This is a genomic window from Acidimicrobiales bacterium, assembly GCA_035547835.1.
Classification (GTDB): domain Bacteria; phylum Actinomycetota; class Acidimicrobiia; order Acidimicrobiales; family Iamiaceae; genus DASZTW01.
This window is the reverse complement of record DASZTW010000001.1, coordinates 119,113-133,481: the sequence shown is the minus strand read 5'-3', so window position 1 is coordinate 133,481 and position 14,369 is coordinate 119,113. Positions and strand designations below refer to the sequence as shown.

Here is a 14,369-nt window from a genome sequence, read left to right as displayed (position 1 = left end):
CGGCTCTCTCCCGTCACCTCGCGAAGGCGCGGCCGCGCTCAGGGCGTGCCGGTGTCGACGGTGTACGGGCTGTCGTCGGGGTTCCTGCGGGGGGCCGGCGCGTTCCGCTCGTAGATCGTCACGCCGTTCACGACGCCGATGTGGTGGTATTCGGTGCGGATCAGGCGTGCCAGCCCCGGCAGCACGGTGATGGGGTAGTGGCCGTAGCCCCGCAAGTCGGCGGTCGACGTGTCGACGAACACCTTCGGGGGCTCGTTGGTCATGACGTCGAGGTAGCTGTCGATCGCCCCGGGCGTCGCGTCGCGCAACGTCGCTGGGCTCTCCAGGCGACCGGCGGACTTCCCGACCACGAAATCAGTGTGGATCAGGCCGGCCGCGGGGAGCCGGTCTGCCAGCCAGTACACCTCCGGGTACGAGCCCCACACGCCCACCCGGTCGTGTGAGGTGCTGTGGGCGCGGACGACCGCCGCGATGCGCGTCGCGTCGGGGAGCCGATGGATCTGGTCGGGGAAGCATGCCAGCACGAAATAGACGACGGCCGTGATGCCCAGCAGCCCGCCCGCGGCGGACTTCCAGCGCCGCGTCAGGCCCGGCACCGCAGGCGCTGCCAGCAGCACGAGTGCAGGGAGGAACTGGAGCCAGTAGTGGCCGAAGAAGCGGGCGCCGGCCATCACCGACAGCAACCCGCACAATCCCCACAACCACAAGTCGGCTTCGTCGCGGTGCCATCGGCGGAGCCCGACCAGCGCGAGCGCGAGCGCGTGACCAGCCACGAACAGGCCGATGCTCGCCCACGCCGACGCGAAGACGTGACCGAACTGGGAGATGTCGAACAGGAGCGACCCGTTGCCGGTGAACGTCCAGTGGATGAAGGCCCCGAACGGCACCATCAGACCCACGGAGGCGACCCCGGCCAGGGTGGCGACCACGACCAGCGCCGGACGGGTCCATCGTCGCCCGCCGTGCCACCACGCCGCGAACGCCGCCGGTAGGACGCCGATGGCCCACGTCTGGCGTGTCAAGGTGGCGATCGCGACGCACACGCCCGCGCCCGCCACCGCGCGCGCCGAGTCCCGTCGGGCCAACACGATGGCGGCGACTCCTGGCAAGAGCGCGAGCTGGCTGAAATTGGCGGCTTGCGCGTCTTGCGGTACGAGCGCGAGCGCGCCGCCGATCAACAACAACCCGCCCCACAGCCCCGCCTCGGGCCCGGCACGTTCACGGAGCTCCCAGGCGATGAGCAGCGCGGCGCCGACCAGTTCGAGAGCAGCCAGCACGTGCAGCGGCCGCAGGTCGTGGGTGCCGGTGAGGCGGAACGCGGTGGCGTACAAGGTGGGAGCGAGTGGCGGTTTGCGGTCGATGACGTCTGCGTACAGGACCCCGCCGCGCTCGAGGCCGATGCCTTGCACGGCGATGGCCGCTTCGTCCGGGTCGTAGAGCTGGTGGACGAAGCTCGGCAGCCGCACGATGGCGACGGCCACCACGAAGATGACGATCAGCCAGCGGGCATCCGTGAGGCGCCGGCGGCGTGCAGGTGCCGATCCGCCATCCGGCGCGTCAAGCGTCGCGGCGAGTCGGGGCATCGCTTGATGATAAGAGAGGCGCCGTGGACGACCCTTCCGCCCCCGTCCCCGAGCCCGTCGCGCCGGGTCCCGTCACCCACGAGTCGAGGCTCCTGCGGGTGGCGACGTTCAACATCCACCACGGCCGGGTCGGCGCCCACTGGCCCTGCCTGCCGTGGCGCTTGCGCGCCGGGATCCGCCTGCTCGACGCCGATCTCATCGCCTTGCAGGAGGTCGACCGGCGCGTGGTGCGGTCGTGGTTCGTCGATCTGGCGGAGCTTGCGCGCCAGGCGGCACGGGCCGGCGCCGTGACGTTCGCCCGAGCCCGCTGGTTCGGGCCAGGGGGGCAGTACGGCAATGCGCTGGTGAGCCGCGGCACGATCGGTGCCGTCGACGTCGTCCATCTCCCCGTCGGCGGCGGCCGCGAGCCCCGGCTGGCGATCGTGGCACGGGCCGAGGTGGCGGGCGAGCGCGTCGTGGTGGTGTCCACGCACTTGCAGACCAAGCGCAGCGAGGCGATCGAGCAGCTGCACTTCCTCGTGGCCCGGCTGGCGGAGGAGCAGGGCCCGGTCCTGCTGTGCGGTGACTTCAACTTGCACCCTGACGACGTCGCCCCGATCGTCGCGGCCGGCGGCTTCGAGCTGGCGGGTGGTGCCAACTCGTCCGGGGTCGACCATCCGTGGCATCGCATCGACCACATCGCCGTGCGGGGCGGCACGATCCTCGCCGTCGACGTCCCTCGCCCGCCGGTCAGCGACCACCGGCCGGTCATCGCGACCGTGCGCGTCGCTGGTCGATCCGCTGCGCCGTCCGTGTGCTCCGGTCCGTAGACTGACCGGCGTGAACAGCCACGAGGCCCGCGAGTACCACCCGGCGTTCGAGGAGTACTGCGAAGCCGTCTTCGAGCTGCACGAGGACGATGTCGAGGTGATCCAGGCGCGCATCGCAGAGCGTCTCGAGGTGTCGCGTCCGGCTGTGTCCGAGATGATCCGCCGCATGGCCGACGAGGGCCTCGTCACGGTCGACGGCCACATCCGCTTGACCGGCGCCGGCACTCGCCTGGCCGAACGGGTCGTCCGCCGCCACCGCCTCGCCGAGCGTTTCCTCACCGACATGCTCGGTCTGTCGTGGGCCCAAGCCCACCGCGAGGCCGGCAAGTGGGAGCACATCATCAGCCAGGATGTCGAGGAGGCGCTGGTGCGGGTGCTCAACGATCCCACCACCTGCCCACATGGCAACCCCATCCCGGGCAGCGACTACAAGGCGCCCGACACGCACGTGTTGTCCGACCTGGCCGTCGGTGACTCGTTCGTGGTGTCGCGGATCCCCGAGGAGCTCGAGTTCGCGCCCGGGCTGCTCGACTTCCTCGAAGACGCGGACATCCTCCCAGGCCAGCGGGGCGTGCTCACCGCCGCGTCACCCGATGGCACCACCACCGTGCAGATCGGTGAACGTCACGTCGGGGTGGGTGCGTTCGCCAGCTCCCGGATCCTCGTCACCGCCGGCAACTGACGGCCGGCCGCTCGAGCTCGCCGCCTCGTCTCGCTGTCCAGGTTTGATCGTGACCGCCGAGATCGACGGTGTCTTGTTCGACTTCGGGCGCACCTTGTTCGACTCCGTGCCCGAGACCGTCCTGCTCGCGCGGGAGGCCGAGCGGCTCGGCGCCGATCTCACCCCGGACCAGGTCGGGGAGCTCTGGGCCGAGATCCACACCGCCGCGATGGCGCCCGAGGAAGTGGCCCGCGGGCGCGACCTCGACGCGGCGGTGTGGGCGGCGCGCTGGAAGGCCCTGTACGGCCTCGCTGACCGGGTCCTTCCCGGCTTGGGCTCGGCCCTCGATGCCGCGATGCTCGACCCGGCCACCTGGGTGCCGTACCGCGACGCCGTGCCGACGCTCGAGGCGCTTCACGCCGCGGGCACGCCGGTGGCGGTGGTCAGCAACACCGGGTGGGACATCCGCAGCCCGTTCCGCGCCCGTGGGCTCGACCATCTGGTCGACGCGTGGGTGCTGTCATGCGAGGTCGGCGCCGCCAAGCCCGACACGGCGATCTTCATCGAGGCCTGCCGCCGGCTCGGCACGGAACCGGCCCACACGCTGATGGTTGGCGACGACGCGGTGGCCGACGGCGGCGCCACCCGCGCCGGGTTGCCGGTGTGGCTGGTGGCGGCGGGCGCGCCGCTCGGCGACGACAACGGCCTCGATGTCGTGCCCCGCCTCCTCGCTCGGTAGCGTCGAAAACATGATGCGGCGTGTTGGTGTGGTGGCGGTGCTGGTGCTCTCGACGATGGCGGTGGTCGCCGCTTGCGGCAGCAGCGGAAGCTCGTCGAAGAGCCCGAGCGGCACCTGCACGGCGGTCACCGGCGGCAAGGTGACCGTCGACGCCAAGGACCTCCAGTTCACCCAGCGGTGCCTCACGGTGGCGGCCGGTCAACCGTTCACGGTCACGTTCGACAACAAGGACTCCGGCACGCCGCACGACTGGGTGCTCAAGGGCGCGGGTTCCAAGGTCGGCACCGAGATCATCACCGGCGGCCACGAGGCCACGGCAAAGGTCCCGGCGTTGAAGGCCGGCGACTACACGTACGTGTGCACGGTTCACCCGAACATGAGCGGCACCTTGAAGGTCGGCAGGTCCGCGACCACCGGCTCCAGCATCCCGGGCTGAACCGCCGAGCCGGGCATTCGCCGGCGTGACTGCCGGAGGCCGCTCGTAGGCTCGGGGGATCGATCCCCTCGCCGCGTTCTCCCCACCCACCCGCGCCTGGTTCGAGGCGTCATTTCCTGCGCCCACCAGGGCCCAGGTCGAGGGCTGGCCGGCCGTCGCGCAAGGTCATCACACGCTGCTGCTCGCCCCCACCGGTTCGGGCAAGACGTTGGCCGCGTTCTTGTGGGGGCTCGACCGGCTCGCCACCGAGCCCTGCCCCACCGAGCGCACGCACCGCACCCGCCTGATCTACCTGTCGCCGCTGCGGGCGCTGGCGGTCGACGTTGAAAAGAACCTGCGCGCGCCGCTGATGGGCATCCGCTTGGCGGCCGAGCGGCTCGGCATCGCGCTCGCGCACGACCCGGTGGTGGGGATGCGGACCGGCGACACCCCGGCCGACGAGCGTCGCAAACTGGTCCGCAACCCGCCAGATCTGCTGATCACCACACCCGAGTCGCTGTACCTCATGCTCACGTCGCAGGCTCGCGAGACCTTGGCGGGGGTCGAGGCGGTGATCGTCGACGAGATCCACGCGGTCGCCGCCACCAAGCGGGGCTCGCACCTCGCCCTCACCCTCGAGCGGCTCGACGAGGTGGCCGACCGGCCACCCCAGCGGATCGGCCTGTCCGCCACGCAACGCCCCCTCGACGAGATCGCCCGCTTCCTCGGCGGCTTCGACGACCACGGCGCGCCCCGCGCCGTCACGGTGGTCGACGCCGGGGTCCGCAAGGAGCTCGACCTCGAGGTCATCGTCCCCGTCGACGACATGGGCGCGCTGGGCGAGATCGTGGAGCCGGGGCAGGTTCCCGGCGCGCCGGACGGTGTGGTGGGCGGTGGGGCGGGTCGCCGCTCGATCTGGCCGTCGGTGCACCCGCGGCTGCTCGAGCTGATCCAGCAGCACCGCTCCACGATCATCTTCACCAACGCCCGCCGCTTGTCGGAGCGATTGGCCACCCGCCTGAACGAGCTGGCCGCTACCAGCGCCGGCAACGGCGGTGGCGCGCCGGAGTTCAGCGGCGGCGAGGCCATGGGGGCGCCACCTGCGGCGCCGGAGCTGGTGATGGCCCACCACGGCTCGTTGAGCCGCGAGCGGCGGCTGGAGATCGAGGACCGGCTCAAGTCGGGCGAGCTGCGCGCCATCGTGGCCACCTCGTCGTTGGAGCTCGGCATCGACATGGGCGCGGTCGACCTGGTCATCCAAGTCGAGTCACCGGGCGCGGTGAGCCGGGGCCTCCAGCGCATCGGCCGTGCGGGCCACCAAGTGGGGGAGCCGAGCCGCGGCAAGCTGTTCCCCAAGCACCGCAACGACCTGCTCGAGGCAGCAGTGGTCGTCCAGCGGATGCGCGACGGCCTGATCGAGCCCACCCGCTACCCGCGCAACCCGCTCGACGTGTTGGCCCAGCAGATCGTGGCGATGGCCGCGATGGACACCTGGCCGGTCGTCGACCTGGCCCGGGTCGTGCGCCGCGCCGCGCCGTTTCACGACTTGTCCGACGAGGTGCTCACCAACGTGGTCGACCTGCTGGCGGGCCGCTACCCGTCCGACGCGTTCGCCGAGTTGCGCCCCCGCGTCGTGTGGGACCGCACCGCGGGCGAACGGGGCGAGATCCGTGGCCGGGCAGGGGCACAGCGGCTCGCGGTCACGAGTGGCGGCACCATCCCCGATCGCGGCTTGTACGGCGTGTTCCTCCCCGACGGCACGCGGGTGGGGGAGCTCGACGAGGAGATGGTCTACGAGAGCCGACCCGGCGAGTCGTTCCTGCTCGGCGCGTCGACGTGGAAGATCGAGGACATCACCCACGACCGCGTGGTGGTCACCCCAGCGCCGGGTCGGCCCGGCAAGATGCCGTTCTGGCACGGCGACGGCCCAGGCCGGCCCCTCGAGCTGGGCCGGGCCGTGGGCGAGTTCGTCCGCCACGCCCGCACGGCGCCGCGGTCCGAGGTGTTCGACGAGCTGCGACACGACCGGAACCTCGACGAGCTGGCGGCCACCAACTTGTTGGCGTTCCTCGACGAGCAGGCCGCCGCCACCGGTGTGGTGCCCGACGACCGCACCATCGTGGTCGAGCGGTTCCGCGACGAGGTCGGTGACTGGAGGATCTGCCTGCTCAGCCCGTTCGGGGCTCGGGTGCACGCACCGTGGGGGATGGCCATCAAGGCCCGGCTGGCTGAGCGGTGGGGCGACGACGTCGAGCTGATCTGGAGCGACGACGGCATCGTGTTGCGGCTCCCCGAAGCCGTCGAGGAGCTGCCACTCGATGCCTTCACGATCGACCCCGACGAGATCGACGAGCTCGTGGTCAGCGCCCTGCCGGGTACCGCGCTGTTCGCGGCCCGCTTTCGCGAGTGCGCAACCCGGGCGCTGTTGTTGCCACGCCGCCGGCCCGACCGGCGCACGCCGCTGTGGCAGCAGCGCCAGAAGGCCGCCGATCTGCTGGCGGTCGCCGGCGGTCACCCCGACTTCCCGATCTTGTTGGAGACCACCCGCGAGTGCGTGACGGACGTGTTCGACCTGCCGGCGCTGCGCGGGTTGCTGCGCGATCTCCGGTCGAGGACCGTGCGGCTGGTGCCGGTCGACACCCGTCAAGCCTCGCCGATGGCGCAGTCGCTGCTGTTCGGGTGGATCTCGGTCTACATGTACGAGGGCGACGCGCCGCTGGCAGAACGGCGCGCTACGGCATTGTCGCTCGATCGAGACCTGCTGCGCGAGCTGCTGGGGGCCGAGGAGCTCCGCGAGCTGCTTGACGCCGACGTCCTGGCCGCCCTCGAGCGCGAGCTTCAGCGCCTCGCCGGACCTCGACATCCGGCCCGCGACGCCGACGAGCTGCACGATCTGTTGCGGGTGCTGGGCCCGCTGACCGTCGATGACTTGGGCTTGCGCGCCGCGGACGGCGCCGACGTTGCCGCATGGGTCGACCAACTCGCGGGTGAGCGCCGCGTGTTCACGGCGCCGGTGGCCGGAGAGGAACGGGTCGTGTCGGCCGACGACGCGGCGCGGCTGCGCGACGCGCTCGGAGTGGCGATCCCGCTCGGCCTTCCGGCGGCCTACACCGAGCCGGTCGAACGTCCGCTGGTCGATCTCGTCGCCCGCCACGCCCGCACCCACGGCCCGTTCACGACCGCCGAGGTGGCCGGCCGGCTGGGGGTCGCGGCTGAGCGGGTGGCCAGCGTCTTGGCGGAGCTCGACCAGGCCGGTCGGGTCGTCCGAGGCGAGTTCCGGCCCGGCGGCACCGAGCGCGAGTGGTGCGACGTCGAGGTGCTGCGCCAGCTGCGGCGTCGCACGCTCGCCGCGCTGCGGCGCGAGATCGAACCCGTCGAAGCCGAGGCCTATGCACGGTTCCTCATCGACTGGCAAGGAGTCGGGTCCGCCCGGCGCGGGATCGACGGGCTGGTGGAGGTGCTGGGCACGTTGCAGGGCGCCAGCATCCCTGCGTCCGTCCTGGAGGCCGACGTGCTCCCCGCACGGCTGCGCGCCTACTCGCCGGCCGACCTCGACGCATTGTGCGCGGCGGGCGAGACCGTGTGGGTCGGCGCCGGCGCGCTCGGGTCCGGCGACGGCCGGGTTCGGTTGTTGTTCCGCGACCAGGCTGCTGCGCTGCTCGGCCGTGTGGCGGAACCCGGCGAGCTCGAGCCCGTGCACGAGGCGCTGGTGCGGCACCTCCGCGACCGGGGCGCGTCGTTTTGGCCCGAGCTGGTGCGGGCGTCGTCGGAAGCGGGCCTTGCCTACGACGACGCCACCGTCCTGGCGGCCCTGTGGGATCTCGTCTGGGCGGGCCTGGTCACCAGCGACACCGTCGCGCCGCTGCGTGCCTTCCTCGATGGGCCAACGCGAGGTTCCGCCGCCCGTGCCCGCCAGCCACGGCCGGGTCGCTTGGCGCGCCTCGGCCCGCCCGCCGGATCGGGTCGGTGGTACCTCGTGGCCGATCTGGTGGCAGAACATGAGGCCGACGCGGGACCGGTGGCTGCCACGGTGACCGCGGCGGTGCGTGCACAGCAGCTGCTCGAGCGGTACGGCGTGCTGGTTCGCGAGGCGGTGCTCGGCGAGGGCACCGAAGGCGGCTTTGCCGGTGTGTACCCGGTGCTGAAGGCGATGGAGGAGCGGGGGCAGGTCCGCCGCGGCTACTTCGTCGACGGGTTGGGTGGCGCGCAGTTCGCGCTGCCGGGCGCGGTCGACCGGCTCCGCGCCGCCCGCACGGCGGGCGCCGCGTCCGGCACCACCGATCCGTTCGGCGAGGGGGGTGCCGGCGAACCCGGCGTGGCGCCCACTGTGCTCGCCGCGGCCGACCCGGCGCAGCCGTATGGCGCCACCCTCCCGTGGCCCGACGTGTCGGTCACCGCCCGACCCGGCCGCAACGCCGGGGCCCACGTCATGTTGGCGGGTGGCATGCCGCTGGCCTACGTCGAACGGGGCGGCCGCAGCGTGATCCGCTTCGCGGCCGGCCTCGACGCGCCGGAGCGGGTGGCGGAGGCGCTCCGCTCGCTCGTCGTGTCCGGCCGCCATCGGTCGCTGCAGATCGGCAGAGTCGACGGCGAGCCCGTTCGTGAGTCCGACCTCGCGCCCGCGTTGCGCGCCGCTGGTTTCGTCGACGGCTACAGGGGTCTGGTGCTCCGGGCACGGGGTGGCACGGTTCGCTGACCAGCACGTGTGGGGGCGCGGGCGCGCCCTCCACCTGCCCGAAATCGGTGAAAGGAGGACAGGTGCGCCCGACGACCACCCGTATGCTGACAGCCATGTTGTGCGTGTCCTGCGGGGCCCAGATCCCGGGAGCCGCCCGGTTCTGTCCCTCGTGTGGGCACCGGGTCGACGGACGCGCCGACGAGCGGCGCATCGTCACGGTCCTGTTCGCCGACATGGTCGGGTTCACGTCCCTGTCGGAGACCCGCGACCCCGAGGAGATCAAAGGCCTCGTCGACCGCTGCTTCCAGCTGATGGTGGCGGAGATCGTCGGGTTCGGCGGCCGGGTCGACAAGATCATCGGCGATGCGATCGTCGCCTTGTTCGGTGCTCCCGAAGCGCACGAAGACGATGCCGAGCGTGCCGTGCGGGCCGCGCTGCGCATGCAGGAGACGCTCCACAGCCGCCAGGCCGACCTCGATCACCTCGTGCGCATGCGCGTCGGCGTCAACACCGGTGAAGTGCTGGTCGGCGCCCTGCAGGCCGGCGGCGACTACACGGCCATGGGCGACGTCGTGAACACCGCGGCGCGGTTGCAGACCAGCGCGGGCCCTGGTGAGGTGCTGGTCGGACCCGCCACATGGAATGCCACCCGCCGGACCATCGCGTACCAGCCCCGCGGTCTGCTGAGCGCCAAGGGCCGCGAAGCGCCGATCGACACGTTCGTCGCCACCGGCGCGCTCGCCGCGCCCGGCGACCGCTCGGACCGGCCCGACGTCCCGCTCGTCGGTCGCACCAGCGAGCTCGCCCTGCTCGCGCAAGCCACCAACGCCGCGATGTGCCGGCGGCGCGCCACGTTGGTGTTGATCGCGGGCGACGCCGGCATGGGCAAGAGCCGTCTCGCCCACGAGCTCACGGAGAGCCTCGTCGAGCGTCACGGTGCGGTGGCGTTCCACGGCCGTTGCGTCCCCTATGGCGAGGCCAACGTGTGGTGGCCGGTCGCCGAGGCGCTGCGGACCGGCGCGTCGATCTCACCTGACGAAGATCTCGACACCGCGCGCGAGAAGTTGACCAACCTGGTCGCCACCCGCACCCACTTTCCCGCCGGCAGCCCCGACGCTGCTCGCCTGGTCCCGGGTCTGTTGCAGTTCCTCGGCGTCGACCACACGGGCCGAGAAGTCGACCCGAACCGGGTGCGCGACGAAGCGGTCGGCGCGCTGCTCGCCTACCTCGAGGCGGCCACCGACCACCAGCCAGTGGTGGTGCAGCTGTCGGACCTCCACTGGGCCGATGACGCCGTGCTCGACCTCGGCGCCGCGCTGCTCGACCGGTTGAGCCGGCGGCCCTTCACGTTGGTCACTTCGGCGCGCGGCTCGTTGCTCGACCGCTGGCGTCCACCCGCCGGCCGCTTCGACACCATCGTGGTGAACCTCGAACCGCTCGACCGTGAGGCGTCGGCCGCCCTGTTGCGGTCATTGGTCGACGACCGCTCGCAGCTCACCCCCGAGGTCGAGGACGCGCTCATCGACCGGGGCGGCGGGAACCCGTTCTTCCTCGAGGAGCTCGTCACGTTGGTGAAAGAACGCGGCGGCGCGCCCACCGTCGCCACGCCGTATGGCGGCCCGCTCGCCGAACTTCCCGACACGTTGCGCGGGCTGCTGACGGCCCGTCTCGACCGGCTCGCCCCGGCCGAGCGGGTGCTCATCGAAGACGCCGCGGTCCTCGGTCGCCGGGGTCGGGTGGAGTGGTTGGAGATCATGTCGTCGAAAGTCCGCGGCACCGCCGACATCGATGGCAGCCTCGACGAGCTCGTGCGGCGCGACTTGCTCGTCCTCGAAGGCCCGGTGTGGTCGTTCCGGTCCGACTTGTTGCGGGAGGTGGCGTACCACACGCTGCCCAAGCTCGACCGTGCGCGCCGCCATCTCGGCATCGCGGCCTGGCTGGAGCACAAGCACGAAGGTGACTGGAGCGACGGCCAAGTCGACCAGATCGCGCACCACTACGGGTTGGCTGCCGAGTTGTCCAACGAGGTCGGCGGGCTGCCCGAGTTCACCGACGACATGGTCGATCGGGCCTTGCTGTGGCTCGAGAAGGCGTCGGCGCGAGCCGAGCAGCTGCGCACGTTGCCCGTCGCCGCCCGCTTGTACGACGAAGCCCTCACGTTGGCCGGCAACCGTGACCCTGCCGTGCGGTTCCGTCTGCTGCTGGGACGGGCGCGGGTGTCCGCGGAACGGCGCGAGCTCGACGCGGCCCGGGTCGACATCGGCGAGGCTCGGAGGATGGCCGAGGAGATGGGCGAAGCGGACGGCGAGGCCGCCGCGCTGCTGGTCGAGGGCGACATCGAGGCCAAAGACGGCGATGTCGACGCCGCGGTGGCGCTGCTCGACCGCGCTGTCGCGCGCTACGAAGCCGCGGGCGACGAGCACGGCCGGGCCGACGCGCTGCGCACGCGTGCGATGGCCGAGCTCTTCGGTGGCCGCTACTCCGACGCCGAGCGCTCGGCGCTGGCAGCCCTCGAGGGCTACGAGTCGTTGGGCGACGAGCGCCAAGCAGCCTGGTCGGCGCAGACCCTCGGGTGGATCACGTTCGTGACCGGCCGTATCGATGCTGCCGCCAGCTGGCTCGACCGGGCCGTCGCCACGTTCGTCCGCCTCGGCGACTCCGGTGGGCAGGCCTGGGCCGAAGGCCTGTTGGCCTACGTCCGCTTCCAGGAGGGCCGCTCGCTCGAAGCGCGGGAGCTGCAGACCCGGGTGCTCGCCGAGGCCCGCGTCGGGGGTGACCGTTGGGCTTGCGGGATGATGCTCCTGCTCGGTGGGCTGATGTCGCTGTGGCTGGGCGACACGCACGCAGCGATCGAGCAGTCGGCAGAAGCGAGAGGGCAGTTCACCGAGGTGCAGGACCGCTTCGGGTTCGTGCGCTCGTCATGGACCCACGGTCGGGCGCTGGTGATGTCGGGCCGGGTGAGCGAGGGTCTCGACGTGCTCGGCGATGCCGCCGAGGAAGCCGCTGCCCTCGCCGGCACCGACGAAGGCCTGCTGGCCGGTGTGGCCTTGGCCGGCACGCTCGTGCAGATCGGCGACCCCCGGTGTGCGTTCTCGGCCCTCGGGATCGACCCCGACGGCGCAGAGCTCTCGCTGGACCATCACGAAGAGTCGTCGGTGCAGACCGATCGGCTCGTGATCGGCGGTCTCGCCGCGCTGCAGAGCGGCCAGCCCGAGCGCGCCGTCGAATGGTTCGCCGAGGCGCTCGACCGCGGTGTGCGCACGTTGGCGGCCTCGGGCGGTGGGGGGCCGGCTCCCGAGCGCGTCGATGCGTCCGACGACTTCGACTTGTGCCGGACCGACGCCAACATCACGAGCGCGTACGCGCTCGGTCTGGCGTGCGCGGGCAGGTTCGACGAGGCGAGAACGATGGCGTCGGCGGCCATCGAGGCTGAACGTGGCACCTACCTCGACCGGCTCACCGCGCAGCTCGCCACTGCGTTGTCGGAGCTACGGTCCGGCGATCCCGACGCGGCGATGCGTGCGCTGGCCACGGCGTCGACCGAGGTCGATGGCACGGGCGACCGCGTGGCGCAAGCGCTGCTGCGGATGGCCGCCGGGCGCATCCGCGCCGCCGCTGGCCGCCCCGACGACGGGCACGACGCACTCGAAGCGATCACGGCGTTCGAGTCAATGGGCGTGGACCCCTACGGATGGCGTCGCGTCATCGACGACACCCTCCGCGACGCCGCCGCCCCTGCTCCCGCCTGATCCGCCGTCGCCCGCCGCGTCGGACCGGTCGCGCCACGCCGCGGCCATGCGCCGCCACGCCGTCCGGATCGACTGCTGCACCAGCCACGAGGCAGCCAGGACCGCCACGGCGACGATCCCGTCGAGCAGCCAGTGGTTGGCGGTCACGGTCACGACGAAGATCGTGATGACCATGTGGGCGACGGCCAGGTAGCGCCATCTGCTGGACGACAGGCGCCACGCGACGAAGCCGACGAGCACCGCCCAAGCCACGTGCACCGACGGCATCGCCGACAGCTGGTCGGCGAGCCCGGTGCCGAGCGGGCTGTACACGGACTGGTGGTAGCGCTGGGCGAGGTCGACGAACCCGAGGTCGGGAAACATCCGTGGCGGAGCCACCGGGACGAGCTGGATCGCGAGACAGCCGCCGGTGGCGATCGCCAACGTGGTGCGCGCCGACGGGTACCGATCGCGATGACGGACGAACAGCCACAGCAGGAAGATCCCGAGCGTCGGCACATGTAGGTACGCGTAGTAGCGGTTGCACAGCTGCGACAGCAGCGAGTGGGGGAGCACCCATCGCTGGATCGTCACCTCGTTGGGAAGGTGCCAGGCGCGCTCGAACTTCCAGATCGAGCGGCCGCGCGACATGGCGTGGTCGGTGTGCATGATGGAGAGCATCCCGGCGCGTTGCCACAGGGCGTACAGCGCCAAGATGATCGTGATCTCCACGCCGAAGGCCCGCACCGCTTGCACCCGTCGGTCGCGGGCGCGCGCCGTGATGACCATCACCACCCCAAGCCCTGCCGCGAGCCATGCCGCCGCGTCCCACGCCAGCCACATCGGGTCCGAGTCTGGCGCGTGCGGCGGACGGGCGTGGCGACGAGCCGCTGCCCCACCCGGCGGAGAAGCGGTTGCCAGCGACCGGATCCCCACCCAATTCGGCGACGAGACCCATCGCTCGGCCGCCTGCCGTTCGCGCCCGTCCGCGGTGTGCGTCGCGGCGCGACCCGGACGCGGCGAGGGGGCCGGCAGGCCGCCGACCCCCTCGTGCGTCAGGCTCGGACCGGGTCAGCCGGGCTGCTTGGTGTAGCGCAGGTAGTCCTTCTTCTTGTCGAAGCCGCCGAACTTGGCCTTGGCGTCCTCGTCGTTGATGGCGGGCGAGATGATCACGTCGTCGCCCTGGTTCCAGTTGGCGGGTGTCGACACGCTGTGGTTGGCCGTGAGCTGCAGCGAGTCGATCGCGCGCAGGATCTCGGCCCAGTTCCGGCCGGTGGAGGCGGGGTAGGTGAGCGAGAGCTTCACCTTGTTGTCGGGCCCGATCACGAACACGGTGCGGACGGTGGCGGTCTCCAGCGCGTTCGGGTGGATCATGTCGTACTTGTTCGCGACCTCACGGTCCGGATCGGCGATGAGCGGGTAGTTGAGCTCGTTGCCGGTGACGTCTTTGATGTCGCCGGCCCAACCCTTGTGGCTCTCGAGCGGGTCGACCGAGATGCCGATCAGCTTGACGCCGCGCTTGTCGAACTCGGGCTTGAGCCCGGCCAGCGAGCCGAGCTCGGTGGTGCACACGGGCGTGAAGTCCTTCGGGTGCGAGAAGAGCAGGGCCCAGCTGTCGCCCTTCCACTCGTGGAAGTTGACGGTGCCTTCGGTGGTCTCCGCCGTGAAGTCGGGGGCTTCGTCGCCCAATCGAACGGCCATGTTGCGTCCTTTCTCGGATGGTCTGAATTCCCGACTGACCTTATCGGGTTTAGCG

The 14,369-nt window shown here is 71.7% G+C and carries 9 protein-coding genes; 6 read left to right on the top strand and 3 right to left on the bottom strand.

From position 1 onward, the window contains the following. Window positions 1-38: 38 nt before the first annotated feature. A complete protein-coding gene (locus tag VHA73_00600; protein HVX16504.1) occupies window positions 39-1,583 on the bottom strand; it encodes a hypothetical protein in 1,545 nt (514 codons plus the stop codon). Window positions 1,584-1,606: 23 nt separating this feature from the next. Here VHA73_00600 and VHA73_00595 point away from each other — a divergent pair, with 23 nt between their 5' ends. The 6 genes from VHA73_00595 (at window position 1,607) to VHA73_00570 (ending at window position 12,634) form a co-directional block, all read left to right on the top strand. Continuing rightward, on the top strand, window positions 1,607-2,392 hold the full coding sequence (locus VHA73_00595; protein ID HVX16503.1) for an endonuclease/exonuclease/phosphatase family protein: 786 nt from the start codon (window positions 1,607-1,609) through the stop codon (window positions 2,390-2,392). Between the two features lie 10 nt (window positions 2,393-2,402). After that, window positions 2,403-3,074 carry a metal-dependent transcriptional regulator gene (locus VHA73_00590; GenBank protein ID HVX16502.1) on the top strand — a complete coding sequence of 224 codons (672 nt, stop codon included), beginning with the start codon at window positions 2,403-2,405 and terminating at the stop codon, window positions 3,072-3,074. A 49-nt stretch (window positions 3,075-3,123) separates the two neighbouring features. Next, on the top strand, window positions 3,124-3,792 hold the full coding sequence (locus VHA73_00585; protein ID HVX16501.1) for an HAD-IA family hydrolase: 669 nt from the start codon (window positions 3,124-3,126) through the stop codon (window positions 3,790-3,792). A gap of 10 nt (window positions 3,793-3,802) precedes the next feature. Continuing rightward, window positions 3,803-4,228: a cupredoxin domain-containing protein gene (locus VHA73_00580; protein ID HVX16500.1), complete on the top strand. Its 426-nt coding sequence runs from the start codon at window positions 3,803-3,805 to the stop codon at window positions 4,226-4,228. Window positions 4,229-4,286: 58 nt separating this feature from the next. After that, on the top strand, window positions 4,287-8,903 hold the full coding sequence (locus tag VHA73_00575; GenBank protein ID HVX16499.1) for a DEAD/DEAH box helicase: 4,617 nt from the start codon (window positions 4,287-4,289) through the stop codon (window positions 8,901-8,903). 95 nt (window positions 8,904-8,998) lie between these two features. Continuing rightward, window positions 8,999-12,634, top strand: coding sequence for an adenylate/guanylate cyclase domain-containing protein (locus VHA73_00570; protein ID HVX16498.1), 3,636 nt, complete (start codon window positions 8,999-9,001; stop codon window positions 12,632-12,634). Here VHA73_00570 and VHA73_00565 read toward each other — a convergent pair. Then, the gene (locus VHA73_00565) at window positions 12,554-13,456 is read right to left on the bottom strand and encodes a phosphatase PAP2 family protein (protein ID HVX16497.1); all 903 of its coding nucleotides are present in this window, start codon (window positions 13,454-13,456) and stop codon (window positions 12,554-12,556) included. The two genes, VHA73_00570 and VHA73_00565, sit on opposite strands and share 81 nt — an antisense overlap. A 228-nt stretch (window positions 13,457-13,684) precedes the next feature. Continuing rightward, window positions 13,685-14,314: a peroxiredoxin gene (locus tag VHA73_00560; GenBank protein ID HVX16496.1), complete on the bottom strand. Its 630-nt coding sequence runs from the start codon at window positions 14,312-14,314 to the stop codon at window positions 13,685-13,687. Window positions 14,315-14,369: the final 55 nt, after the last annotated feature.